A 26,853-nucleotide genomic window follows, 5' to 3' on the forward strand; every position below is an offset into this window, starting at 1 on the left:
TTAGGCAAACTGGAGCTGCTGAATGATTACGAGGAAACTTGTGAACTCTTAGCCCAAACTTCTAAAGGTTGTGATGTCTGGTTATAAAGTAGCGCTTCCAAAATGATGGCGTTTGTATTTAGGGTCAGAGCCCGGTTAGGCTGTTGACTTGCTTCGTAAAAGCCAGCGAATACTCCCTGTTGGGGATCAGCTAGCCAGCGCATCCCCTTGTAGGCCCGCTCTGTATAACGAGTCCGGAACAACACATTCCAAGCGGTTGCAATCTTGGTACTGTTACCGCGAAAAGCAGTGGCATCCTCTCCCCAAGGTGTGATGGTTTGCCAAGGACGACCATTAGCAACTACGCAGTTGTAGACCTGCCAAGGAGCCTGATCTAGATTCGTTTCTGACCAGGCTGTGAGTTGATTCGTCTCTATATACCGATGCTGTTGGGCTTGGAGCAAGCGAGCCGCATATTCGACGGGCAGCGCTTTAAAGCCGCTTTCCAGGCCATCCAAAACATAAGGCTCGCTCACAACACAGTTGGGCGGCGCTCCCTGTTGGTCGGTTGGCACCTCCACATTCATCACATCGACGAATTGGGTTTGCGTCTTCACATCTAGAGCTTGGGTCGGCTTCAGCCCCAGCTTGCTCAACCCATAAGCTGCATATTGCTCGTAGCCCAGTGTGCCTTCTGGCTGCCAAACTTCCTTACTAGAGACCTTGTTTGCTGCCATCAACTGGCCATCCTTCACCAGTCGGCCCAACTTCCAACGACTTGTTACCGCTTGAGTAGCCGCCGCATGTTGGGGATAGCGTACTGCAACAATGTCCAGCCAGCGAGCCAATCTGCCCAGGTCTACTGCCGAAAACCCAACTTCCTGCCGTTTGTCTGGTTGTCCGTAGTCAATCGGCACCAAAGTCGTAGCGTTATAAGCTTTGTTGGGTAGCTCGTTACGATACAGCGGCAACTCTTTGAGAGTGGTTAGAACTTGAGCCATCCAGGGATCAAACTCTTGCGGAGAAATTAGACCCAGTTCTCGCGCTGCCACCATCCCTGCTAACTGATTGGCCGCATCCCACATCGTCGTTGCGGGGAAACCTGCGGCTGAGGTTACTAGACCCGTGGGTGAGCGATTGAGTTCAAAGTAGCGCCAAGCATTGCGAGCCAGATTTTTATCTTCGCCACTCAAGGGAATTTTTCTGGTGAGGGGAGCAGGTAAAACCGAGGTTTCGCGCCAAGCTAATGCTTTATGGACGCCAAAGGCAACCAAAAAGATAGCACTGCACAAGGCAACCTGCTGGATCAGATTTAAACGGCGATCGGAGGTTTCCATAACAACTTTTTTAATCATGAGGCTAGCGAGGGATAGGGAGCTTAGCGAGGAACCACGTTAAACAAGACTTGTTTTTTCACGAGGAACCAGAAAAATCCGATCGCGATCGCCTGTAATAGGGTTGTGACTGGAGCGCTACCTGTGGTGAGACCAGGAATCATAAACCACAGGACCGTCATGGGCACATGCATCACATAGACATAAAGGGAGTTTTGCCCCAAAGGAATTAAGAGTCTGCCTAATGCTTTGTTGAGGGGTAGCCAAAATGTGTTGACCACCATATACAGCAAGGGAAACAAACCCAATAAGGTGATTAACCGAATAGGACCATTGATACTACGGTCAGTCCACTGCAACCACTGAACTCGCTGTGAGACATTAGCAGGCCAGATACCTAATTGCATGTCGTACTGAGCCGCCACCAACGCCGCAATCACAATCGTGAGTAAAACTGTGACCAGTGGCACTTTAGGAATGCGCGCCCAAAGCTGCTGTAACTGCGATCGGTAGTAGCCTGCGGCTAAACCATGCACATACAAAATCTGCCAAGAGGCAAAGGAGAAATAAGGATGATCGCGATCGAGCGGGCTAAAGCTTAGGGCATAAGGATGTAATTGTTGCAGGCTCCACAAAGACCAAGAAATGGCCAGCAGGGGTGCCCATAAACCTTTCCGCAATAACCAAAACAGACCGGGAGAGGCTACTAAGCACAACACATAGAGCTGCAAGATATCTACCACCGGAGGAGCCAGATGAAAGGTGGCCGCAGCTAAGAGAATTTGCCACCAAGTTCCGGGAGCGGTTTCAAAGGCAGGGCGAGTCCATCCTGGAAAGAGGATCGACAACAGACCCAAAGTTGCCATCAGGATAAAGCTGGTTTTGTAGAGAGTCCAAGCCCGCTCCAGTAGCTTTTTCATCGCTTCAGGCAGGCCAATTTTTTGAATGCGCTGCCGTGTCACCAGCCCCAAAACCATGCCAGATAAAAAGACAAACCCTTCTGCCGAACTGGCGTAGATATGCCCCTGTGTGATGTTGTTGAAGTAGGAACGGCTCTCCAAGTGATTGATCACCATTGAAGCGATCGCCAAACCTCGCAGGAAATCTAGGCGAAGATCTCGCTTGGCATCCACACTAGGGTCATAAACCCACTGTTTGAGGGAGAAGAGGTAAGTCTTAGGACTGGCTGTATCAGCCATGATAGGCTTTGGCTCTGAATTGGACATTTAGTCTAGGGCAACAAGCTACTACGAACGAGAAAGCAGGAATATCGAGATAAGTCTATTTTGTTATCTGGGTTACCCTTGTCTCTCCGCGTCCATCAAATGGCTGAATTTTTGCTGAATTTGCTGCCCCCGCTGATATTAGCGCTGACATTAGCAAGGAAATAGCGATGAACTACAGCTCAATCATCCGACTAGGAGCTGGTGTGCATTACATGACAATGCGGCGCTATTAGTCACGCTTTGGGCTAGGACACATCCTGTCTTAAGGGGCAATGGGAAGCCAAACAAAAGAAGATATCTTAACGCTAGTAGAGTTGAGTAGCAAATTTCACCAGTTGCGATCGCATCTACGTAGAGAGCGAGTCAGGATTTAGCTTGCCACCCTTTTCCCCATAAGTTCGGTTTGTTAGTAATAGATTAATCAGCCAAATGTAGGATTTATGGATACTGAGACGCTCCAGAAGCAATATGACTCCGGAAAACGAGATTTTATTCAGATTGATTTGGTGGGTGCTAATTTAGCAGGCGTGAACTTAGCGGGAGCGAATCTCAGCGAGGCAAACCTGATGGGTGCTAACCTCAGCAATGCCAATTTGATGGGCGTAGACCTGTCCAAAGCCAACTTGATTGTCACCAAGCTGGTAGGCGCAAACCTTACAAGGGCTAAACTTGTGAGCGCTAACCTAGATGGAGCTAATGTCAGTCAAGCCAACTTAACGCGATCGCATTGTAATGAGGCCAACATGACAGGGGCCAATCTTTGTATGGCCGATCTGACGGAGGCCAACTTCCAAAAAACCGTTTTGAAGGGAGCAGTCTTGCTGATAGGAGCAGATTTAGTTCGGGTGGATTTCAGTGGGGCCAATTTAAGTGGGGCGGTTTTGAGTGGAGCCAATTTGACAGCAGCCAATTTAACAGGGGCCAATTTGAGTGAAGCCAATTTAAGTGGAGCGAATCTACGCCGAGCCAACTTCGATGGAGCCAATTTGCGTGGGGCAAACTTACTAGAAGCAGATCTCAGTGAAACCAATTTAGAAACAGCCAATGTGTTTGGCATCAAACGCTCAGAGTCCTAAAAAGTCAAACATAATCGCATCGTGCAGATGTCTAGAAAACCTGTGAGGCCGACTTCGAAGTGAATTTGCGGAATAAAATCACCATGTTTTTTCCAGGTTTACCACATCTGCGATCGCCCTCATTACCGCTTTGGAGTTTAGGCATCTGGATATTAGGAAGCACCGGAACTCAAGCGATCGCGACAACCTCTGTTTCCCTAGATTCCTCATCCTCCTCAATCCTGGCCGAGCTACAGCCGCACCCCGAACTATCCACTTTAGAAGTAGCCTCCAGCCCAGCTACTAAGACCGTTACAGACACCGTTGCAGACACAGTCACTCAGCAGCCATTACCTTTTCCAGACCCTAGCTTATCTACCTTAGAAAAATATTCAGAGCCTCCTAATTCACTAGAAGACTTAGAACCCGCCTCGATTGATCCAGATCATTTCGACTCTCTAGAACTTAAATCTCCTGCATCTATAGAGATTACTAACTCCCAAGCTTTAAGTCCTGATGCTGCGGTCATGGCTCCAAAAGAGGAGCAGTCCCTAGCAGAGTACCAAAAGCATCAAGCCCGCTCCGCTGCTTCACTTTTGCCCACCGTTACGATCGCACCAGAAACAGCGATCGAGCCAGAAACTATGGCTGAAGTAGCCCCGACAACCCACATTGCTGTCGCAGGGCCAGAAAACTTTAACCCTGAATTACGAGTACCCCCGCCACCGCCACCGCCGTTACCACCACCGCCCCCACCCCCAGCACCAGTAGAAACACCACAGAAGACGGAACCAACCGCATCTAGAGAGCCTGATCTTTTCAAGCTAGAAAATTTGCAAATCGATTTTCGTGATAATCAAGCTCAATCAGGGCAACATAATCAGTGGATTGAGCCAACTGCTCAATTTCAATTGGGTAATAAAGGCGATCGCCTGCTAGTCAAAACGGGATTCAATACGTTTGAGGAGCCAGACACCGAAACCGTTACCAACATCCCCATTCAAATCGGATGGCAGACCAAAGTTGGTAAATCAACCCTACAAATTGCAGCGGGTGCAGACTTCTTTAACCGCTTACCTGCGGCTTTCAATCTCAATGTGCAAGCCAGCGTTCCGCTCACACCTTCCCTGACCTTAACGGGAGTTTTAGAACAAGGCCCCTATAAAGCCAATGCCAGAACCTTAGAAAACCAAATCACTGCTTGGCGATTTGGGCCTAATTTATTTTGGCAAATCGATCGCAAAACAACTCTCTTCTCGTCCTTTCGGGTAGGACTTTATAACGACGGCAATAGTGAAACTCAATCCTTTAGCCGATTGGAACGCAAGTTTGGTCAATTTCACGCAGCTGCTAATTTGTTCAGTTGGAATGTAAGAAAGGATATGCAAGCAGAGAGTGGCTACTTCTCACCGCCAAATTTCTTGGTCTACAACGGAGAAATCGGTTGGCAGGGCCAGCCCTTCGAGTTCCTACGCTGTCGGTTAACTGCCAATCTAGGAGGTCAGCGCTTAAAAGAAACAGTCACCAGTGGCTACAGCTATCAAGGTCTTTGCACAGCCGAGTTATCACGTTCGATCGAGCTAGATCTGGGCTATACCGTCAGCAATATCTTTACGAGAGAAAGTGGGGAGAGTGGCTCCCAGAGCAACGCCATCGTCAGCCAGTTTCGGGTCAAATTTTAACCTTTTTCAGCCTTAATGCGTAGGTAAATCTCCTATAGGGTATATTTCAGGCGGCAGCTCCTCAAGTATAAAAAGTATTAACGACTACCCCCACAGATTACAAAATCATAAGACCTTGATTTTCCTGTTTATCAAACTAACGTCATTCTTGTAGTTGAACTATTTTCTCAATGGATTTTGAACCCCCTTCTAAAAGATTATCGTTACTGGCAATAGTAGGTGGAGTCCTCACCGCTGCCATCGCGATCGCTGGACTGGAGACACTTTCTCGCAACTCTCGTCAAGCTCCCCAAGCCGTGACCTCCACCAAGCCAATCGCCAAGCCGCTGCCGTCGCTCCCTCCAGGTCTACCCCCCGAAGCCACTGAGATCGCGAAGATAGATTCAAAATCCTGGAGTCTGCAAGGCACCCCTGTCCCGCAGCAACAACTCCAAGCAGCCAAAACTCCTTACGTGGCCGCAGGGGTTGGTAGCCTAACTCCAGCAGAACAGGCGATCGCGCAGACCGCTTGGAAATATTTCAAGGCCAATTGGAATGAGAAAACAGGACTCGTCAATGCGGTAGATGGTTTTGCCTCGATCACAATGTGGGACCAAGCAGCAGCGCTGGCGGCGTTAGTCAGTGCTAAGGAGCTTGGAATAGTCCCGGAAACAGAATTTAACGCCAAAATGAGCGTTAGCTTGAAAACCTTAGCCACCATGCCGCTCTACAAAGGTGAGCTACCCAACAAGGTTTACAACGCTAAAACACTGTTGCCTGTGGGCTATGGCCAGTTAGATAAGCGGCAGGAAATTGGCTGGTCGGCTCTCGACATCGGACGCATGGCCATATGGCTGAAAATCATTGGCGCTAAATATCCTCAGTTTCAAGCAGAAACCGAAGCTGTTTGGAAACATTGGAAGGTTGACCGACTTACCAGAGATGGCGAGATGTTCGGTACAGCCGTGGTTAAAGGCAAGGAACAGCTAAATCAAGAAGGCCGTTTAGGATATGAGAGCTACGCGGCTTATGGCCTCAAGCTCTGGGGTCTAGAGGTTGATAAAGCTTTAGACTACCAATCTAAGGTGGCTTACGTTAATCTCTACGGGCAAGGCGTTCCCTACGATCGCCGCGACTATTCCAACAGTCAAGCCAACAACTATGTCCTCAGCGAGCCTTTTATCCTCGATGGCATAGAAACAGGTTTCCAATCATTACCCAAGCCTTTCGCCGATCGAGTTTTAGAAGCTCAGGCTGCTCGTTATCGCGCTACGCAGAAGCTCACGGCTGTGACTGAGGATAACCTCGATCGCGCCCCCTACTTTGTCTATAGCACCTTGTTTGTCAATGGGGAACCGTGGTCAACCATTACCTCCGAGCAAGAGCCACACTACCATCTCCGCTTTCTCAGCACCAAAGCGGCAGTTGGCTGGCATGTCCTCTACAACAACGACTACACCCAAAAACTATTCGACTTTGTTAACACCAACATGAAAGCTGAAAAAGGTTGGTACAACGGCTTTTACGAATTATTGAACGAACCGAATGCAGCGTTGACTGCGAACAACAACGGAGTGGTACTAGAGAGTTTGTTGTATCGAAAAGTAGGCAAACCCCTCACGGTATGGGCAGGAGTGCAATCTACGCCATAGATCCTAGCAACAGTCTGCGTCCCTAATTTGGTTTCCAGAATGCGGAGAACTTTTCAGCCCAGATGGATTCGAGCGATCGCCCTATTTTTGGTCGGGGTCTGCTTTCAATTCCTGCTTAATACCTATCTTGCCAAACCAGTAGTAGCTCAGCAACCTGGAGCCACAGGCGGAGCTTGTGCCGAAATTACGGCTCCTTTGACCCCAGAAGAGCAAGCTTATGCCACCACTGCTTGGCAATATTTTGTCAAGAACTATCAGCCCACCACGGGGTTTGTGAACTCTGTAGGTGGTTATCCCTCTGGCTCCCTCTGGGATATGGGCAACTACTTGACGGCTCTTAATTCTGCCCGTTGGTTGAATCTAATTGATCAAAAAGAGTTTGATAACCGTCTCAACAAGTTTTTAACCACACTGGCTAGTTTAAGACTGTTTGAGGATACCTTACCGAACAAAGTTTACAACGCTGCCACTGGAGCATTAACAGATTATACGAATAAGCCTGTGGAGCGAGGGATTGGTTGGTCTGCCCTTGATATCGGGCGTCTGCTAGCCGCCATGCACATTATTCGGACTTGCCACCCTCAATATGCTGACTGGACGAAAGGTGTTCTGTCCAAGTGGCAGTTGGCTCGCTCCATCAAAGATCAACAGATGTATGGAGCCGCAGTCCTACCAGATGGCAAAACGCTTCCAGTGCAAGAAGGGCGATTAGGCTATGAAGAATATGCTGCCAGAGGCTACGAGCTTTGGAATTTGAAGCCCGCCAAGGCCTTGGAAATAGAACCTTTTAAGTTTGTTGATATCAATGGGGTGCAAATTCCAGTTGATACCCGCGACTATCAAAGCTCTAGTGCCAACAACTATGTTGTGAGTGAATCCTATATCCTTGATGCCATCGAATTTGGTTTAGACGGAACATTGGCCGATTATGCGGCTAGGGTGCTAGAAGTTCAAAAGCGCCGCTATGAATCGACAGGGCAACTCACTGCTGTTTCTGAAGATAACCTCGACCAAGCTCCCTACTTTATCTACAACACCGTCTATTCCAATGGTGTAGCTTGGGCTGCGATCAACGAAAAGAATGAGCCTTTTCCTCAATTCCGCAACATCAGTACAAAGGCCGCGTTTGGCTGGCGTTATCTCTACCCCGATAATGCCTACGCGCAAAAAGTTTTTGATGCTGTCAAAACCTTAAAAGATCCAGAGAATGCTGGTTTCTATGCAGGACTGTATGAAACCACCAAGCAACCCAACAAAGCCCTGACAGGTAACACCAATGGGCTGATTCTAGAGATTCTGTACTACAAAGCTCGTGGCAACCGTCCGTTAATTGGCTCTACTAACGTGACCTTCGCCTCTCCTCGCGGTGCTGCTACCGCATCGCAACCTGCCCCAACTCCTTCAGCACCACCTAGTGCGGCTGCGAGTCCCGCTGCACCTCCATCTACGACTGCTGCGGCTCCCTCGGCTACACAGCAACCTGCGGCTCAAGCTCAAACGCCTCCTACTCCAACGACTCCAACGACTCGTGCTACTGTGCCTCCTGTAAAGGTTGCCGCTATCTCTAGTGTCGGTTCTCAACGTTCCAAGTCTCCCTTAGCAGTTAAACGATTGACTGTGGCAGAACGTCGTTATGCAGAGGCAGCTTGGAATTATTTCAAGTCCAATTACAACCCAGATACAGGCTTAGTTAGCGATCGCAGTGATCTTAAAACTGCCTCTCTCTGGGGCATGGGTAACTATTTAGCAGCGCTCAATGCCGCGCGATCGCTAGATATTGTCTCTGCTTCCGAGTTCGACCAACGGGTGCGGCTATTTTTAGGTGCGATAAGGCAGATCTCACTCTTTGGCGGAGAACTGCCTTATCGAGGTTACGATACGAAAACCTTGCAACCTGTGGATTACGGTGGCAATCCTGTAGCAGAAGGAAATGGCTGGTCTGGAACTGACGTAGGACGGCTTCTAGCAGCCCTGCATAACTTAAAGAGTTACTATCCCGAATATACAGATGCGGTCGATCAAACCGTTCTAGATTGGTCATTTCTGCGCGTGATTCGAGATGGCAAGATCTTTGGTGCCATCACCACACGAGATCAGCAACCCCAAGGATCTGCCCGTTGGTTAACCCGAATCAAACCTGTTAACTACCTGGGATATGAAGAATATGCCGCTCGCGGCTTTCAGTTGTGGGGCTTTGGGGTCGATCGCTCTGCGGTTGGAGGTCGCTATGAAACGGCGACAGTAGATGGTGCTCCAGTGCCAACACAGCGATCGCAATCTGGTAATAAAACAGAAGGGCCAACTTACACCGTCAGCGATCCCTTCGTGTTATATGCCTTGGAGTTTGGCCTCGATCCGCAGATGAAGGAACTGGTACAACCCATCCTGCAAGCCCAAGCCGAGCGCTATCGTCGCACTGGCACCTTTACCGCCGCCGGAACCACTTTAATCAACCGTAAACCCTACATTGTGCACAGCACGCTCGTAGGAAAACAGCAGCCTTGGGCCACGCTTGCAGATGATGGTTCGGCAATTCCAGAGTTGCGGATTGTCAGCACCGCGATCGCCTTTGCGTTCCGAGCCTTGCTGCCAGAAAACAAGTACGCACGCCAACTAGGAGAGCAAGTCACAGACTTGTATAGTCCTCTGTTGGGCTACTACGAAGGGTTTTATGAGCAAACTGGGAAACCAACCGTTGCAGCTTTTAGCAGCGGCACCAATAGCTTGATTCTGCAATCCTTGCTTTACCTAAGCAGCAATCAGCAACCCCTGATTCGGCCCACCCAGTTAACAAAATCTCCTTGGTGGGAGGCGATCGCGGCAGGAGATTCCGGACGAGGATTGCCTGAGAGAGCGACGCAAGCGATCCAACTGGTGAAGGATAGAGCGGGGACTTACTGGGCCTCAGTGCCAAACAGTGCTGCGGTTCAGTCTCGCCGACCGGATCTCTAGCTCTATACCTCCCTCGCTATCACCCTCTAGTGTCATTCAATCCCTGGAACTTCTAAAGCCGTTTCGTATGATCAGCCCCATCTCCATCGTTGAAGGTAGCCCCAATTTTGCGGGTAACACCCGCTCTCGATTAAAGCAACGAACTCTCCTGTTCCGCTACTTAGCTGAAGTCAATCTGATTTTAGGAGCATGGTATTTATATTGGCGAATCAACCACTCGATCAATTTTGATGTACTGTGGCTGTCGATTCCCTTGCTCCTGGCAGAGATTTACAGCTATATTGGCGGACTCATGTTTACCATCGGGCTTTGGCGGCCCCTGACTCGGCAAGTCAAATCGCTCGATCAGCTAACTCCTGCCATGCCTCCATCTAGTTGGCCGACGCTGGATGTGTTTGTCACCTGCTACAACGAAGCAACAGACATTGTGGAGCGGACTGTTCGAGCTGCCTTAGCGATGGACTATCCTGTTACCAAATTGCGGGTTTACATCCTAGATGATGGTAACTCCCCAGAGATGCGAGCCATGTCTGAGCGTCTGGCTTTAGAAGATTTACAGCTACCACAACTGCAAGCAGAAAGCGCTCGATTAAGTCGTGAAAGAGTGCAGCTAGCCACTCGCTTAGAGGAACTAAAACAACTAGAACCTGACACGCAAGCCGCCGAAGATTTTTTGGCAGATCCCTCAACCATTAACCAAGGCAACTTAGTCTTTGGGTGGTTACAAAGCCTGCAAAAGCTGGTGCTGCTGCTAAATCCAGGCCATGCCAGCCTACGCGATCGCCTCTTAGCAGAAGCAAAGCATACAGAGGACTTGTTACATCGAAAAGAATTAGAACTGAGTGAACTGCTACGGTGCCGTTATATTGCTCGCCCAAAACCTGCGGGCAAGCCCCACTATGCCAAAGCGGGCAATATTAACTACGCTATTTTTGCAGGCGGCACCTCAGGAGAATTCATTCTCACCTTAGACGCTGACCACATCCCCAAGCCCCACTTCCTCAAGCGAGTACTTTCCTATTTCTACACTTACAACGTAGCCACAGGCCGCTACGACAGTAATCGCATTGCCTTCGTACAGACTCCGCAGGACTTCTACAACATTCCAGTGGGTGACCCGTTTGGGCATCGCGCTAATCTTTTTTATGGTCCAATTCAGCAAGGCAAAGACGGTCTCAACTCTGCGTTTTACACAGGCACAAATGCCATCCTTCGCCGGGAAGCTTTGGTTAGCGTCGGTCTCCGCTATTTCTTCAACGAGTACAGCAAAAATGAACGTCAGTTAAGTGATTTTGACCTCGTGGGTGGCATGTCGAGCAACAGCATTACCGAGGATATGAATACGGCGATGCGTTTACATGCAAATGGTTGGAAGTCGATCTACCATAACGAAATTTTGGCGGAAGGATTAGCGCCTGACGACCTGAGTTCTACGTTAAAACAACGATTACGTTGGGCACAAGGAACGATGCAAGTTATGGTTCGGGAGAATCCTTTCACGAAGCCAGGGCTGACATTTTGGCAGCGATTGCAGTACTTCCAAACCATGTACAGTTACCTGTCGGGTTTCGCGACTGTAATCTTTATTGCCTGCCCCATCATTTACTTCTTCACAGGTATTATTCCGGTTACATCCTTTGGCCCTGATTTTGCGATACACTTCTTTCCGGCATTTATTCTGAATCGCCTCACCTTTATGGTGGCAGGTTGGGGCGTTCCAGCTAGGGAGATCTGGCGATCGGAACAGTATGCGATCGCTCTTTTTCCCTTGTTTATCCAGGCCGTAGTCAGCGTTTTCACCAACCGTTCCATCAAATTCCAAGTCACTCCTAAACAGCGGCAAGCTGGCATTTACTTAGGGTTGGTCATTCCGCAATTGGCTGTTTTTGTACTGACCATACTTGGTATAGTTTGGAGTCTGTACCGCTTAGCAACAGGCACATTAGAGGACCCTGCGGTTCACCTAATCAACGCAGCGTGGTCAATTTATAACCTAGCGCTGTTATTAGTCATTATTCGTGCAGCCGTTTGGCAGCCTGAATAAGCCTTAAAAACTTACTTTCACTACTACCAACTACCAAATAGTGAGAGCAAGAGAAATTAAACCTAGTTCGTGAATGGATAGATGATGATGGATTCTCAAGTCAAAGTAATTCAAGCTTCTGGATCAATTGATAGCATTAGTGGCAATCAACTCCGGCGAGATGTGAGTGATGCGATCGCATCAGGTGCAAAAATAATTTTAATCGACTGTGAAAAAGCCACTTTTATGGACAGTTCAGGGTTAGGAGCTTTAGTCATGATCCTGAAAACCGTACGGGAAGCAGGCGGCAGACTCGCACTTTGCTCAATTATTGATCAAATTGAAATGATCCTTCAGTTAACTAGTATGGACAGTTTGTTCGAGATCTTTCCCAATCGAGAAGCCTTCGAGCAAAAGGTTGCCAGCTAGTCTGGATTTCGAAAAGCAGCTAATATTTTTTGTCAGTGTACCTACATTCATTCGCATTCTCTAGTCCATCCCTGTTTTCCCTAAGGCAATTTTTAGGAATCAGGGGTGGCATGAGTTTTAGTCACCTTAAATCTGATAGCAATTCTGGCATATCAGAAATATAATAAGCCTGTGTTTCCACTCTCAGAATCTCGCCTTATTGTTTGGTTAAGATAAACTAAATCAGGTTCCAGGTGACTCTACAAAAGCGCCTTCAGGTAACGACAGATCTTACGGAACTCAAGCAAGTATTGCTGTGGTTCGAGCAGTTACAGCAGCCAACGATTCCTAGAAAAATCTGGATTCAGTGCCAGACGGCTTTAGCCGAAGGATTTACCAATGCCGTCAAGCATGCTCATAGCAATTTACCGCCTGACACTGTTGTAGAGATCGAGGTAACTATTACACCTCAACAACTAGAAATTTACGTCTGGGATTCTGGTCCACCTTTTGATCTGATTCAGAAGCTGAAAAGCCAAGAGCAAACCTTTGATCCGACTGCTTCCAGTGGTAGAGGTTTACAGTTAATCGCTCGGATCGCTGACCAAATTAACTATGTTCGTACTGACGACCAGCGTAATTGCTTATCAATGATTAAGTACTACCAAGCATCTTAGGATTTAGGCAATCAGACGAGCGATCGCAGACATGATGTTTTGGGCTTAGAGATGACAGGTTGGATCTGGCAAAATGGCTCGACTAAAGTTCGCTGAACTCAGATCAATTTCGCCCAGATCAGCTCCGTGACAATTGGCATCACTAAAGTCAGCTTGACTGACATCAGCACCTCTAAAATCCGCTTCTCTTAAGTCGGTTAAGCTAAAATCTGCTTTAGTTAAACAAGCATTCACTAAATTTGCTCTAAGCAACTTAGCTTCACAAAGAGTTGCTTTGTTTAAGTTAGCGGACTTCAGAATTGCACCAGAGAGATCAGCGCCGCTAAAATCTGCTTCATCCAGGCTTGCTCCGTTGAAGTCTGCGTCTACTAGGGTTGCTCCCATAAATTTTGCCTGGGTAAAAATCGCTCCCTGAGCGATCGCACTCACTAAATTACTACCGTTGAGATTAGCTTGTTTGCAATCCGCTTGACTGAGGTTGCTGTTGAGTAGAATCGCTCCGCTTAAATTCACTCCACTTAGGACAGCACCTTGGAGATTAGCAAAGCTCAAATTGGCTTGAACCAAACTAATTTCTCTTAGGTCTAAGTTGCTTAAATCTACTTGAATCCCAGGGTTTTCTTTTCGCCACTGGTTCCACTGAGAAACACCTTGTCGCAATAAAGATAAATACTCTTCGTTTTTCATATCAGACTAACCTAATCATTCTCTTGCGATCGCACAGCTATGAGTTACCTGTGAGGGATTCCCAACAATTGTATTATCGAACTTGCGAGCTACAGTAGCGCTTTGCGTAGGAAGTTCTTAAGAAAAATCGTTTCGTACCTGAAGGGTGCCTCCAAGGGTAGTGTTCCACCGCGTTATGTTTTGCAGTTTGGGGAAAGGCATCATGAGATGATTGAGTAAGTGCGATCGCCGTGACCACACCTACTCAATCATTCACCACCTCGCCTCAATATTTACGCTCTTTGGGTTGGAACATAGTAATGGTCACGGGGCGATCGCGCACATCAACTCCCGCCGGAGAGTAATAAGACAGCGTGTGCTTCAGGAAGTTGTCATCATCTCGTTCTGGGTAATCTTCTCGTGAGTGTGCCCCTCGGCTTTCTTGTCGCCATAGAGCTGACGTGATGATCATTTCTCCTACGGTCATCACACTCCGCAGTTCTAGGGCTTCTAGAATTTCGGTGTTCCAGAGCTTGCCTTTGTCATCCAAGTAGATTTGTCCGTACTGTTGTTGGAGCGATCGCACTTTTTCCAGACCCTCACGCATGCGAGCCTCGGTACGAAACACTCCACAGTAATCGGTCATGCAGTCTTGGAAGGCTTGCCGCACTTGATCGATGCGGTACTCACCGGGTTGATCGAGCAAAGACTGAATTTGGTTTTGGGTGTCAATGAGGTAACGGGACTCATCTACATCGGGCAGCTTTCGGTTCTGTACATACTGCGCGATCGTTGCTCCGGTTTTGCGCCCAAAGACCACACACTCCAGCAGTGAATTGCTCCCTAAGCGGTTGGCTCCATGCACTGAGACGCAAGCGGTTTCTCCTGCTGCAAAGAAACTCTCAACCAACCCCTCAGCACTGCTTCGCACTTGACCGTCTGTATTGACAGGGATGCCACCCATTGAATAGTGAATCGTCGGTCGCACAGGCATGGGCTGATGCACCGCGTCAATACCTACCAGACGATGCGCTTCTTCCCAACAGAAGGGAATGCGGCTCATGATTTTTTCTTGGCCCATGTGCCGTAGATCTAGGTAGACAAACGGCCCCCCCGCACTGCCATCGCGATGAATGCCTCGCCCTGCCTGAATTTCTCGCGCGATCGCCCGTGAGGTAATATCCCGTGGAGCTAGTTCCATGCGGCTCGGCGCATAGTTAGCCATAAACCGCTCCCCTTCACTATTGATCAAGTAAGCGCCTTCTCCCCGCACAGCCTCGGAGATCAACACCCCCACCGGATACAACCCAGTCGGGTGAAATTGGACAAACTCCATATCCTCTAAGGGCAGACCCGCGATCGCTGTCATCGCCAAGCCATCGCCAGTAGAAGCAAAGTCATTGGAGGTGGTGTTGTAAACGCGGCCATAGCCTCCCGTGGCAAACATTACTGCCTTGGCCCGCATCACTTCCAGTTGTCCATCCTGGATGCGGTACATCACCACACCCTTGGCCTGCCCCTCTTCCAAAATCAGGCGCGTGACATACCATTCTTCGTAAAGGTGGACACCGTAACGCATCAAGTTAGTCACCAGCTCATGCAGAATTGCATGGCCCGTTTTGTCTGCTGCGTAGCAAGTACGGTTATGAGAATGCCCACCAAAGGCTCGCTGAGCAATCCGACCATCCGGTAGGCGGGAGAACAACACTCCCATGTGTTCTAAGTCAATCACCACTCCTGGCGCTTCTTTGGTCAGGATTTCGACCGCATCTTGATCCGCCAGATAGTCGGAACCCTTCACGGTGTCAAAAGCGTGGGCTTCCCAAGTGTCGCTGCTGTCCACGTTTTTGAGTGTGGCGGCAATGCCACCTTGGGCCGCTACTGAGTGGGAACGGATCGGATGGGTCTTGGCCACCAGAGCCACACTGAGATTGGGGTCAGTGCGGATCATTTCCAAGGCAGCTCGACAGCCCGCCAAACCGCCCCCAACAATAATCACATCATGGTCAATCATGCTCGAACCAGCTGGAAAACGCTTGTTCTACTATGGTGACGCAACTCAAAGTTTCCTACCCGTTGGTCGAGCACTTCTTTAGAAATCTTGAGCGCTTCAGCAAGCATAGGCAGACACAACAAAACATCACACGCCTAGTAAAGAGTGTGATGTTAATGCAAGCTCCTATGAGATTGAAAAACTAAACCAACTTAGCTAGCAGCCTGAGCGGGTCTCTGAGCTGGGATGTTGTTGGGAGCGGTTTGTGGTTTGGTCGCTGTATCTGTAGCAGTGACTTCAATGTGGTTAAACAGCGTGGTGACAAAGGCAAACAGTAGAAATGGCAGGGACAACACCAAAATCAAACCGACCGTTGCTAAGGCATAAACGGGACGACTGGCACCCATCAAAGCCAACGCTGCCGCCAAACTTAAGAAAATCACAATTAACCAAACAATAATTTGACCGTAAATATCCCCAAAGGTCAGAGTACAGATAAAACGATATTTCTGTATGTTATTCATGATGGCTCTCTAGGTATTCCTTTAAATTCCTAAGTTAATTCGCGGCTCAATTTTTGGACAACTTCTCAACGTTTCTAAATAGGATGAAATATCCCGTTACAAAACAATTACTTTAACGTTACATAAGTCATCTTTCAGGGTGCTCATTGCGATCGCTCTCCCTGAGGCGAACTATTCCAAGCCCAATTCTCGTTTGAGTAAATTAATTGACTTAGTGTTGATGTAGTTTTCACAACAGATCACCTGAGGAGGGCGAATAATATCCTCTCTCGCCGCCGCTACCGTCGCTTTCACGATCGAAAAACTGGCTTGGTCACTGATGATAATTTGAGCACTCCGCACGATCGCATTGAGCTTGTAGGTGTCTTCCAACTGCGAAGTCATCACCAGCACGTCATCTCCCCGCAAGCTGTGAATAATCACTTCAGCCGCGCGGATAATCCCAGAACTGAGACTAATTAAACCTAGGCAACTATCCTTCGAAAGCTTCTGAATGACTTGAATTTCTTGGGCGTAGTCGTAGATATCAACTGGAATTACCCGGACTGATTTGGGAGCCGCGATCGCCTCTGCGTCGCCAATAAAGTAGCGGCTAGTAACGACCGTTCCGGAGCGAGTTTGAGCCAGGGTTGATTCTAACTCCTCCATTGGCACTAGTTGTACAGGAATTTGGAGTTCTTGCTCTAGTTGGCGCACCATCAGTTCTCCCGCCCCAATATCTTGAGTGGGAGCCGTGACCAAAACTCGCGCGCTGCACCGGAGTCGCCAGTCCACTTCAGCTAAAAACAGCTCTCGCGCTTCATTCAAAGAACTGCCTTGCTTCAGCAATTCATCTAAGTTTTGCCGAATCAATTTATGGGCTTGAGGATACTGCTCTAACAGGGGCGATCGCTGTTTGGAAGATCCCTCATCTCCTTGAATCCGCACGTAGATGCCAGAGCCAGCAATAGACTCCACAAATCCCGCTTCTTCTAGTTGGCGATAGACCTTGCTGATCGTGTTGCGATGCAATCCAGTCTGCATGGCGAGCTGGCGGGTACTCGGCAAACGGTGCCCTGGTGGAAACTGCCGCGAGGCGATCGCGAAGCGAATTTGGTTGAAGAGTTGGGTTGACGCCGGAATTTCACTATCCGGTTGAATATGAAACTGGATCATGCCAAAGCCTCCAGAAGCCCCGATACAGAAACTAACAATAGACTAACCAGTAGGGGATATGAGTGTGACTCGGTGCTGTTCTTGATTATCGAAGGTTATTAAGCTCTAGGTCGTAACTTTTATTAAAAAAGTGTTTTGTCTGCCAATAGGAACGAAAAGTAGGAACAAAACCACTCCAGTATGAGGGGCGATCGCGATTAATCGCTTCCCTAGATTGGTTCACCCGATGGCATGAGTCAGCGATCGCCCTAGCTTTCTAGCTGGATGCAGCTAAATAAATTTCTTCCTCTAGAATTTGGAGGGGCACTTCACTCAAGTTGAATGGTATATGGCAGATCAAGAAATTCAAACTCAACAGGTCGAGATTTCTAGCGGTGACTTAGCGATCGCCGCTTATCTAGCTCAGCCCAGCGCTACCGGGACGTTTCCTGGCGTTGTGGTACTGCAAGAAATTTTTGGCGTGAACTCGCATATCCGGGATGTGACTGAGCGGATCGCGAAACAAGGATATGTCGCGATCGCCCCTGCTTTGTACCAGCGCCAAGCACCGGGATTTGAAACGGGCTATACACCAGAAGACATTCAAGTTGGCAGAGAGTACAAGGACAAAACCAAAGCCAGCGAGCTGCTGGGCGATATTCAAGCCGCGATTAACTATCTGAAGAGCTTGCCCAATGTGGTAGGCGATCGCATTGGCTGTATTGGTTTCTGCTTTGGCGGTCATGTGGCTTACCTAGCAGCAACTTTACCCGACATTAAAGCCACTGCTTCCTTCTACGGCGCTGGGATTGCTACGATGACTCCAGGGGGTAGTCTGCCCACCGTCAGCCGCACAGGTGAAATTCAAGGGAGCCTGTACGCCTTCTTTGGCGAGCAAGATACTAGTATTCCTCCAGAGCAAGTGCAAAAGATCGAAGCTGCTCTCAAGTTGCATCAAATTCCGCATCAGGTCTTCCGCTACCCCGAAGCTGAACACGGCTTCTTCTGTGATCAGCGAGCCAGCTACAACTCAGAGGCCGCTCAAGATGCTTGGCCGAAAGTGCTGCAACTATTTGAGACAACCCTAAAAGCTGCTAGCTAGCGCTAAAACTTCACATTTTTGGAACTCAGCAAATCTGCGGCTAGATTGGGAATGTCAATTCTCCAAGGTTCATAACCACCATCTGATGTTGCAAGCAGACCAGGTGCTTCAGGAGCGCTACCAACTCAAACAAAAACTAGGGCAGAATGCAGGACGGCAAACCTGGCTGGCTGAGGATTTACAAGTAGCGCCCCCAGAGCCTGTGATTATCAAGCTCCTCACTTTTGGCGGGGATGTGCAGTGGGATGACTTGAAGCTGTTTGAACGCGAAGCCCAAGTTCTGAAGCAACTCGATCACCCCCGCATCCCCAAGTGCCGAGATTCTTTTGCCATAGATGACCGAACGCTCTGGTTTGGGCTAGTGCAGGATTATATTCCTGGGGATTCGCTCAAGGATCTCCTTAACAAAGGCAAAAAATTTACCGAAACCGAAGTTCGCAAAATCGCGGTTTCAGTGCTGAAAATTCTGATTTACCTGCACGCACTCAACCCGCCTGTCCTCCACCGCGATATTAAGCCCAGCAACTTAATCTGGGGAGACGACCAAAACGTTTACTTGGTTGACTTTGGGGCGGTGCAAGACCGCGCAACGGCTGAGGGGGCAACGTTTACTGTGGTAGGAACTTACGGTTATGCCCCGATGGAGCAATTTGGCGGTCGCACTGTCCCTGCTTCCGACTTGTACGCCCTGGGCGCAACTTTGGTGCATTTGCTGACGGGTGTGGCTCCTGCCGACTTGCCTCAATCTGATCTGACGATTGAATTTCGCGATCGCACCAGTGCCAGCGATCGCTTACTGACTTGGATTGGAAAATTCATAGAACCCTCCCTCAAGCAACGCTTTAGCCAAGCTCAACAAGCCCTAGATGCACTCAAATCAGGTAGTTTGTCCAACACCACGAGCCGCAAACTCAGCCCGCCTACCAGTACCGGTGTCAAGGTCCAGAGGACTAAAAAACAGCTTATGATCGTGCTTCCTCCCATCAAACAGCCGTTTTGGGCAACACCAGGAGCACAAGTTCAATCCTGGTCAAGAGCAGTTGTTGCACTTCTCATGGGAAGCATGACATTGCCTTTTTTTATTTTCTTTTTTGCTCCATCCCTTCCTGGGTTCGCCATCTTTAGTGGCATCTTTTTGCCCGTGTTATTCAGCTACTTCCTAAATGTCTCTGATCAAGAAAAAATTCTTATTACCCAAGGGATCTTTTCGATTCAGGTATGGCGGTCAAATAGATGGATAGCTAGTAAACGTCAAGACTCTTCTAAAGAGATTCAAGATGTATTCCAAAGCCTACAAATATTGCCTGACAGCAACAAAGCAAAGGAAATGGTTACGATTCAAACTCAAACTGAGCGCTTTTCTTTTGGGCTCGGTTTAAGTGGGGTGGAGTGTGTTTGGATTGCTCAAGAAATTAAAAGCTGGTTAGGGTTGGAGCGTCGATAACTTGATTCCGCTAGATTGGAGAAGAACAAGCTCCAGGTGCGGCTCAGTAATGCTACAGCTACAACAGGTGATTGGCGATCGCTATCAACTCCAAGCCCAATTCAACGATCATCCTGTACGGCAGACTTGGTTAGCAGATGACTTAGCGGAACCGGAGGATGCCGCCAACCAGGTCATTATTAAACTACTAGCCGTTGAAGGGAGCACCCAATGGGAGCATGTGAAGCTGTTTGAGCGAGAAGCACAAGTCCTGGAACAGTTAGATCATCCCCGCATTCCCCGATATTACGATTACTTTTGCCTAGAAGAGAAGCCGCTGTGGTTTGCTCTGGTAGAGGAGTATATCCCTGGCGCATCTCTCAAAGAGTTAATCGTTCAAGGTGAGAAGTTTACCGAGTTAGAGCTTCGCGATATTGCCACAGCAATTCTGGAAACGTTGATCTACCTGCACGAACTTAGCCCTCCAGTGCTGCACCGAGACATCAAACCCAGCAATATTATCTGGGGCGATGATGGTGAGATTTATTTAGTAGATTTTGGGGCGGTGCAAGACCGAGCCGCTGCGGAAGGCTCTACGTTTACTGTGGTGGGAACTTACGGTTATACGCCTCTAGAGCAATTTGGCGGTCGTGCCGTTCCTGCTTCCGATCTCTATGCCTTGGGAGCCACTTTGATTCACCTAGTTACAGGCGTTGCTCCTGCTGATTTACCTCAGAAAGATTTGCGGTTGCAATGGCGCGATCGCGTTAGTCTCAATCCTCAATTGCTCGACTGGATCGATCGCCTAACGGAACCTGCTCCGGAAAACCGTTTTAGTACCGCACGTGAGGCTTTGGCTGCGTTGGAATCAGGTTTGCAGCAACAGGAGCGATCGCGCCCAAACTCTACTGCACTGACAAAACAGCCGGAGGGCACCAAGGTCCAACTCCGCAAGGCTGCAACGGAGCTACAAGTGGAAATTCCGGCGCGAGGCACAGGATTTACCTTGCCTTTTTTGTCGTTGGGTTTATTCTTTTTTGTCTGTTCGTTTTTGATTGCACTGAGCCGAGGTTATTGGGATTGGGCCTTTGGCTACTTAATTTTGTCGCTGACGCTCTCCTTTTTGACCTACACCTCCGTTTGCCCGACTCGCGTTTACTTTGATAAACACTGTTTTGTCATTTATAGAAAAATCCTGGGCTATATCCCCGAAAGTCCCGATGGCAGTATTGCTGAGATTGAGGACATCTTTTTAGATAGCGCTGAATCTAAGGTGGCGGCTGGAGCGGAACCTCGACGCAGAATCACGATTCAAGCAGGGATGCGAGAGTACTCTTTCGGGGAAGGTTTGAGTCGGGCTGAGTGTTTGTGGCTGGTGCAGGAAATCAAGAGCTGGCTGAACTTGCCATAAGTGTCTCTTCTGCCACCATCGGTTCTGTCACCATTGGCACCGAAGCATTCACCAACGACAGCAGCGTGCCCATTTGCTCTTGACCATTCGTTGCCAAGTCGCTATGGCAGAGAAACACACGATCGCCAGCTCGACCCAACAAATCCAGCAAAATCCGTTGCAACCGTCGCTCTAGAGCAGCCATCGAATCTGCCTCTGTCCAAGGCGTACTCGACCAGTTTTGCAAAAACAAAGGGGCACCAAACAACGTTTCTGAGCCTGTCAGCCAACGGGGCGAACCCGCATCGAGCCAGAATTGCCAACGATGAGATAGACGGTTGGAGCAGTACTGAAAAATCGTCGCCAGGGTCACGGCTGGGTTGGCAGCTCTGCTACTCCGCACCGGATAAGGGTCGGCGGTGATCGTGCCACCCCGCAACAGTTGAATAAAGTTGCCCACCGTGACTGACGCGGGTGTGTCTGCATTCTCGCTTTGTCGTAGCCGTGCGTCCACTTCCCAGTAGTGCTGCGCCGTTTCCATCAGTTCTCGCAGGGTCGCCAGTTGGTCAAAGGGCAGGTGACTGCCGTTCCACAAAAACTTTTGCATCGCTCGGTCGAGAATCGCGATCGCTCCTGGAACTAAGCGTTGTTCTTGTTGCACCTTCTGAGTTTCGATCCACTGCACAATCTCGTCATAAGCTTTGGTAGCTTCGTAACCCAAGCGATCCCAGCGGGGGAATTCGGTGGTGGGGAGTAAGCGGGGGCGATCGGGGTGCGGTTCAAAGCAGTGATCGGCTAGGAGGCCAGCACGGACGGGGTCTATACAAGGATGAAGGAGGAGGGAGGAAGGATGAAAAGAAGAGGCGCTAGTGTTGCTTGGATCTGGGGGTTTGGGTTGAGGAGTTTGGCTGAGGACGACTAGCATTTCGGCGACGGCGTCTCGGTTGATCAGTCGGCCTAAGTTGGGATAGACCAAAGTGAGCAGCGTCAGTAAAGCTCGCACCATTGCGGAACTGGCTAAGGGGCGCTGATCATTGATCGACTCGACGGCGATGCCATGTTTACCCAAAATTTCTCGCAGGGTGTAACGGGCGATCGCGTCCACACCGGGGCCAATCACGGCGATTTCGTGGGGTTGCGCCTGCCCTGACTCTACAGCTTCCACGATCGCTTGAGCCGTTTGCCGCAATAACTGAGCGCGAGAAGTGGTTTGTAGCGATTGCACTGCTTCTGGTAGCTGAGTGAGAAATAAGGGATCGGTGACGACTTCCACTACAGATAAACCCACCTGATTCGCTAAGCCAGGATTGACGCTGGCGGAAAGTTCTACTACCTGACATCGCGTTGCCAGATCTGCTAAATGCTGCGGATCAGCGCCCAGTCCCAGACGAATGCCACCCTTAGGGTTGTAAGTAAACGCACCTACAGCACCGTGATCCAGCAAGCATTCAAACAACTGCCGAGCGATCGCTGGGTAATTGTCCACATCATCGGCTAGGACTGCTTGATAACGCCGACTCAAATGTTGCTGATAGGTGGGGTTGGGCAAGAGATAGCGCCAGTACAGTTCGCAGAGTAAACCGTAGGTGAGCAAGCCGCGATCTAAGCACCAACTGCGCCACTGACATAACAACTCGCCAAACAAAGCCCAATCTTGTCCCGATAGTCCCACTTCAAGAATGCCAGGAATATTCTCCGTGGCAATGCCCGCCAGAGCCGCCAGTTGTAACCAATCTAAAAGCCGCCGCACTAGCCGATACTCTCCCACACCGGAGCGTTGCAGCACTTCTGGAGTCAGTTGCGATCGCCACAACCGAGTTGCCAGTTCTTGCTCATTTTCCGGTCGGAGCCGCACGGGAAATTGCGCTTTCAGTTGCAACTGCTCTACCAACAACGGCCAAAACAACAGCACTTCATCTTGGAAGAAACCGATTGGTGTAGCCGACTGAATGGGGCATTCCCCTTGCGTCGCTGAAGTCAGGCGATCGACTAGTTCCAGACGGTTATCCCCGGTGGCAGCAAACACCAAAATGGCGGAGGCCGTTTCTTGCATCCGGGCTCGTTGCGATCGCTCTACCATCAATTGTTGCAATCGCTCCGAAACTGGATGCCCCGCTTTGAGAGTGGGTTCTGTTTGGCGATCGCCGTTTGGGTCTAACCCCGCTTGCACCCAAGCTTTGAACTGGTTTACCAAATCAGTCGTCTTACCGCTACGGGTTGGCCCCACAATCCAAACAGAGTCAGCAGCCACCGGAATGCCTCAAGCGCTTATCACCCCTAGGATAGACTTTTTCCCAACTGTCCTGAATCGCCGAAGAATTGACTATATTGGGGAAACCCACTTTCTGCCGTTGACGATGCTTCGTGAAGAGTCCTGACGGAAAGCCTTCAGTTGCATCTGAGCGCGATACCTTAGAGCAAGTGGGACTGAGAATTATTGCCTCAGTTCATCTCATTATTTTCACTGTTCAATCTCATATGACTTCACAATCGCCCCGTTCTCAAGCTACTCCGTCCTTTTCGATGGATGATTTTGCGAGAGCCTTGGAACAACATGACTACGGATTTCAATCAGGTCAAGTTGTGCGAGGAAAAGTGTTCAACTATGAAGCGAATGGCGCTTATGTGGACATTGGTGGTAAATCTCTCGCCTTTGTACCAACTGAAGAAGCTGCCTTGAGACGGGTTACAGATTTATCGGCAGTTCTGCCGCTGAACGAAGAACAAGAATTCGTCATTATTCGTGACCAAGATGCAGATGGTCAGGTGACATTGTCTCGCCGCCGTCTAGAGATGAATCGGGTTTGGGAAGAAGTGGCTGAGCTGCAAAACAGTAGCCAGTCAGTGCAGGTGCGCGTCACAGGTACCAACAAAGGCGGCGTCACCGTGGATGTGCGCGGTCTGCGGGGCTTTATTCCGCGATCGCACTTGGTAGAGCGCAACGACCTGGAAGCCCTCAAAGGCCAAACTCTCACTGCAAGCTTCCTAGAAGTTGACCCCAACCGCAACAAACTCATCCTCTCTAACCGGATGGCAACTCGTGCAGCTAGCATGAGCAACCTGCAAATCGGACAACTGGCAGAAGGAAAAGTCACCAGCATCAAGCCGTTTGGTGTATTTGTAGACTTCAGCGGCACCACGGGGCTACTCCACATCAACCAAGTGAGCAATCGCTTTATCGAATCTCTCGCTGCACTATTTGAAGTGGGCCAACCCATCCAAGCCATGATCGTAGATTTGGATGCGACCCAAGGCCGTATTTCTCTCTCCACTAAAGTTCTAGAAAACTACCCTGGAGAAATGGTGGAGCAAATGGCAACCGTCATGGCCGAAGCAGAAGCCCGCGCCGAAAAAGCCAACAAGAAGCGCGATCGCGATGATACTTAATTAATTCGTAGTTCGTAATTGTAAGGTGGGCGATCGCTCACCTTTTTTTGTGCGCCAAGCCCATGAATTTAATCCGGTGCATTGCACGCACCCTACGGGGCTATGGAGAGTTCTAACTTCTGGTGGTTGCTTAGGTTGAGGCATTGCTTCTAACGTACTTCTCAATGTCGCAAGGCATTTGTTTAGGAGTCGGAGCCAAGAGGTCAACCATGATATTTACGCCCCTCGATTTTCTGCTGCGATGGCTGGCAGGACTTTTCTCGATCGCGCTGCTAGGCGGCGGAATCTACATTCTGCACGAATGGTATGAAGGGGATTTAATCTCAAACAACTGGTTGATCGCAGGTTCACTGATGACCCTTTGGTCATTTGTAGGTTTCCTGCCACTCCTACTCTTCCGCCGTCCTGGCAAGGATGAACCTAAAGCCATTCGCAGTAATGCGGTTCGCAAGATTCCTCGACCGGATGGCAGCGAAATTCATGTTGAGTTTTACGGTCCCGTCGATGCTCAACCGATTATCTTCACCCACGGTTGGGGACCGAATAGCACTGTTTGGTACTACGCCAAGCGACAACTGGGCGATCGCTTTCGTTTAGTAATTTGGGACTTACCAGGACTCGGTAAATCTAAAAAGCCGCAAAACGAAGACTACTCCCTAGGAAAATTTGCTGGTGACCTAGAAGCAGTGTTGTCAGTGGCAGGAGACAGGCCAGCGATACTCCTCGGGCACAGCATGGGTGGCATGATCATCCTCACCTTTTGCCGCTTGTTTCGGGAGCAGTTGCGCGATCGCGTTGCTGGCATCGTTTTGGTAGATACAACCTATACAAACCCGCTAAAAACCGCAATTCTCAGCCGCTTTTTACAAGCACTCCAGAAACCTTTAATAGAGCCGCTATTACACCTAACCATTTGGTTATCACCGCTGTTTTGGCTAATCAGTGGCTTGAGCTACCTCAACGGTTCCATGCACATCACCACTGAAATTTCTGGATTTACCGGACGAGAAACGCGCGGTCAGCTCAATTTCTCCACGATTCTAGGACTGATTGCTCAACCAGGCATCTTAGCGCGAGGTGTGTTAGCGATGTTGCGCTACGAGGAGCAAGCCACGCTACCAACGGTTGATGTGCCAGCGCTCGTCATTGCAGGTCGTTCAGATATTGCTACTGTGCCCGCTGCCCACGAATACATGAGCAGTCAGATTCCCAACGCCGAATTAAAGTTTCTTCGCCCCGCCGGACACATGGGCCTAATGGAACGCAACGAACAGTTTTCCGAAGCCGTTGCCTCATTTACTACTGCTTGTTCTCTCTTTAAAGGCTTGGCCTAGTTTATAGTTGGGCGATCGCGAAACTCGCAAATCCATGTATAATTACTCTAGTTTGAAGGGGAGTAGCTGCTAGCAGAGAATAGCTAGCCCATCTGAATCAACATACTGGCGATAAGCCTGGTTCAGGTGACAAGTTTTTAGATTACTTGGAAGCGAGACCTTCACTAAGTTCACATCTGTGGTGAGCTTAGTGGGGTCTTTTGCTCTACTTAAGCCACCTCAGGGCTAGAGAGATGTTGAGGAGCTTGAGTCAGTGCTAACAGCCTTTACCGCTGGGTTATCGCTAATTACGGTTTCCGAATTAGGAGACAAAACTTTCTTTATCGCGGCAATTTTAGCGATGCGTCACCCGCGTCGGTGGGTGTTTACGGGTGCAGTTTTAGCGCTTGCCCTCATGACTATTTTGTCTGTGCTGTTGGGGCAAACGGTTTCCCTGTTTCCCAAGACCCTGATGCACTATCTGGAAGTCATTTTACTCGCTGGCTTTGGGCTGAAGCTCTTGTATGACGCTCAGCAAATGCCTGCCGAGAACGCCTGTGACGAAGCCGAAGAAGCCATGAATGTGGTTAAGGAAGCGGAAGAAAAGTTACCTCAGCGCCAAACTTGGTTAGCCATTTGCATTGAGGCTTTCTCGCTGACTTTCGTCGCTGAATGGGGCGATCGCACGCAATTCGCCACCATTTTTCTATCTGCGGCTCAAAATCCGATTGGTGTCACTTTAGGAGCAATTCTGGGTCATGCCATTTGTGCCGCGATCGCCGTATTCAGTGGCCGCATGCTCTGTCAGCGCATCTCTGAACGATTCATGACCGCTGTAGGTGGCTTGCTCTTCCTCGTTTTTGCCGGAGTTGCCTGGTTAGAAGGGAATCACTAGATTGAGAAGCCAGGAGCCAGAAGTCAGAAGGGCAGGAAGTTAAAGTAAGAGTTTACGCC

At 49.4% G+C, this 26,853-nt stretch carries 21 protein-coding genes; 13 read left to right on the top strand and 8 right to left on the bottom strand.

The window, feature by feature from the left end:
* Nucleotides 1–26: 26 nt before the first annotated feature.
* Both KME12_12695 and KME12_12700 read right to left on the bottom strand, forming a co-directional pair.
* Nucleotides 27–1,334 (bottom strand): DUF3131 domain-containing protein, encoded by a 1,308-nt coding sequence (locus tag KME12_12695; GenBank protein ID MBW4488638.1) that lies wholly within the window; start codon nt 1,332–1,334, stop codon nt 27–29.
* Between the two features lie 23 nt (nt 1,335–1,357).
* Nucleotides 1,358–2,512, bottom strand: a complete 1,155-nt coding sequence (locus KME12_12700) for an OpgC domain-containing protein (GenBank protein ID MBW4488639.1) — start codon at nt 2,510–2,512, stop codon at nt 1,358–1,360.
* Nucleotides 2,513–2,979: 467 nt separating this feature from the next.
* On the opposite strand from KME12_12700, the gene KME12_12705 reads away from it, so the two are divergent.
* The 7 genes from KME12_12705 to KME12_12735 all read left to right on the top strand — a co-directional run bounded on the left by KME12_12705 (nt 2,980) and on the right by KME12_12735 (nt 12,967).
* Nucleotides 2,980–3,615, top strand: coding sequence for a pentapeptide repeat-containing protein (locus KME12_12705; GenBank protein ID MBW4488640.1), 636 nt, complete (start codon nt 2,980–2,982; stop codon nt 3,613–3,615).
* Nucleotides 3,616–3,698: 83 nt separating this feature from the next.
* The gene (locus tag KME12_12710; protein ID MBW4488641.1) at nt 3,699–5,276 is read left to right on the top strand and encodes a hypothetical protein; all 1,578 of its coding nucleotides are present in this window, start codon (nt 3,699–3,701) and stop codon (nt 5,274–5,276) included.
* A 170-nt stretch (nt 5,277–5,446) separates the two neighbouring features.
* Nucleotides 5,447–6,907 (top strand): DUF3131 domain-containing protein, encoded by a 1,461-nt coding sequence (locus KME12_12715; GenBank protein ID MBW4488642.1) that lies wholly within the window; start codon nt 5,447–5,449, stop codon nt 6,905–6,907.
* A gap of 39 nt (nt 6,908–6,946) precedes the next feature.
* Nucleotides 6,947–9,859 (top strand): DUF3131 domain-containing protein, encoded by a 2,913-nt coding sequence (locus KME12_12720; GenBank protein ID MBW4488643.1) that lies wholly within the window; start codon nt 6,947–6,949, stop codon nt 9,857–9,859.
* Nucleotides 9,860–9,926: 67 nt separating this feature from the next.
* The gene (locus tag KME12_12725; GenBank protein ID MBW4488644.1) at nt 9,927–11,903 is read left to right on the top strand and encodes a glycosyltransferase; all 1,977 of its coding nucleotides are present in this window, start codon (nt 9,927–9,929) and stop codon (nt 11,901–11,903) included.
* 87 nt (nt 11,904–11,990) lie between these two features.
* Nucleotides 11,991–12,311: an STAS domain-containing protein gene (locus KME12_12730; GenBank protein ID MBW4488645.1), complete on the top strand. Its 321-nt coding sequence runs from the start codon at nt 11,991–11,993 to the stop codon at nt 12,309–12,311.
* 221 nt (nt 12,312–12,532) lie between these two features.
* The gene (locus tag KME12_12735) at nt 12,533–12,967 is read left to right on the top strand and encodes an ATP-binding protein (protein ID MBW4488646.1); all 435 of its coding nucleotides are present in this window, start codon (nt 12,533–12,535) and stop codon (nt 12,965–12,967) included.
* A gap of 45 nt (nt 12,968–13,012) precedes the next feature.
* Here KME12_12735 and KME12_12740 read toward each other — a convergent pair whose 3' ends face one another.
* From KME12_12740 to KME12_12755, 4 genes are all read right to left on the bottom strand, one after another.
* Nucleotides 13,013–13,654 (bottom strand): pentapeptide repeat-containing protein, encoded by a 642-nt coding sequence (locus KME12_12740; GenBank protein ID MBW4488647.1) that lies wholly within the window; start codon nt 13,652–13,654, stop codon nt 13,013–13,015.
* 265 nt (nt 13,655–13,919) lie between these two features.
* Nucleotides 13,920–15,647 carry a succinate dehydrogenase/fumarate reductase flavoprotein subunit gene (locus KME12_12745; protein MBW4488648.1) on the bottom strand — a complete coding sequence of 576 codons (1,728 nt, stop codon included), beginning with the start codon at nt 15,645–15,647 and terminating at the stop codon, nt 13,920–13,922.
* Between the two features lie 191 nt (nt 15,648–15,838).
* Complete coding sequence (locus KME12_12750; GenBank protein ID MBW4488649.1) at nt 15,839–16,150, bottom strand: hypothetical protein; 312 nt, start codon at nt 16,148–16,150, stop codon at nt 15,839–15,841.
* A 171-nt stretch (nt 16,151–16,321) separates the two neighbouring features.
* A complete protein-coding gene (locus KME12_12755; GenBank protein ID MBW4488650.1) occupies nt 16,322–17,305 on the bottom strand; it encodes a GntR family transcriptional regulator in 984 nt (327 codons plus the stop codon).
* A 328-nt stretch (nt 17,306–17,633) separates the two neighbouring features.
* On the opposite strand from KME12_12755, the gene KME12_12760 reads away from it, so the two are divergent.
* The 3 genes from KME12_12760 (at nt 17,634) to KME12_12770 (ending at nt 21,220) form a co-directional block, all read left to right on the top strand.
* Nucleotides 17,634–18,386: a dienelactone hydrolase family protein gene (locus tag KME12_12760; GenBank protein MBW4488651.1), complete on the top strand. Its 753-nt coding sequence runs from the start codon at nt 17,634–17,636 to the stop codon at nt 18,384–18,386.
* Between the two features lie 85 nt (nt 18,387–18,471).
* Nucleotides 18,472–19,830, top strand: a complete 1,359-nt coding sequence (locus tag KME12_12765; GenBank protein MBW4488652.1) for a serine/threonine protein kinase — start codon at nt 18,472–18,474, stop codon at nt 19,828–19,830.
* 49 nt (nt 19,831–19,879) lie between these two features.
* The gene (locus tag KME12_12770) at nt 19,880–21,220 is read left to right on the top strand and encodes a serine/threonine protein kinase (GenBank protein MBW4488653.1); all 1,341 of its coding nucleotides are present in this window, start codon (nt 19,880–19,882) and stop codon (nt 21,218–21,220) included.
* On the opposite strand, the gene KME12_12775 is transcribed toward KME12_12770, so the two are convergent.
* Complete coding sequence (locus KME12_12775) at nt 21,195–23,450, bottom strand: recombinase family protein (GenBank protein ID MBW4488654.1); 2,256 nt, start codon at nt 23,448–23,450, stop codon at nt 21,195–21,197. The two genes, KME12_12770 and KME12_12775, sit on opposite strands and share 26 nt — an antisense overlap.
* Before the next feature lie 227 nt (nt 23,451–23,677).
* On the opposite strand from KME12_12775, the gene KME12_12780 reads away from it, so the two are divergent.
* On the top strand, nt 23,678–24,586 hold the full coding sequence (locus KME12_12780; protein ID MBW4488655.1) for a S1 RNA-binding domain-containing protein: 909 nt from the start codon (nt 23,678–23,680) through the stop codon (nt 24,584–24,586).
* On the opposite strand, the gene KME12_12785 is transcribed toward KME12_12780, so the two are convergent.
* Nucleotides 24,587–24,730, bottom strand: a complete 144-nt coding sequence (locus KME12_12785; GenBank protein MBW4488656.1) for a hypothetical protein — start codon at nt 24,728–24,730, stop codon at nt 24,587–24,589.
* Between the two features lie 65 nt (nt 24,731–24,795).
* On the opposite strand from KME12_12785, the gene KME12_12790 reads away from it, so the two are divergent.
* Entirely contained in the window at nt 24,796–25,920 is a 1,125-nt protein-coding gene (locus KME12_12790; protein ID MBW4488657.1) for an alpha/beta hydrolase, read from the top strand.
* Between the two features lie 253 nt (nt 25,921–26,173).
* Nucleotides 26,174–26,794, top strand: a complete 621-nt coding sequence (locus tag KME12_12795) for a TMEM165/GDT1 family protein (GenBank protein ID MBW4488658.1) — start codon at nt 26,174–26,176, stop codon at nt 26,792–26,794.
* The last annotated feature ends 59 nt before the right edge of the window (nt 26,795–26,853 follow it).

This window comes from Trichocoleus desertorum ATA4-8-CV12 (genome assembly GCA_019358975.1).
Taxonomy (GTDB): domain Bacteria; phylum Cyanobacteriota; class Cyanobacteriia; order FACHB-46; family FACHB-46; genus Trichocoleus; species Trichocoleus desertorum_A.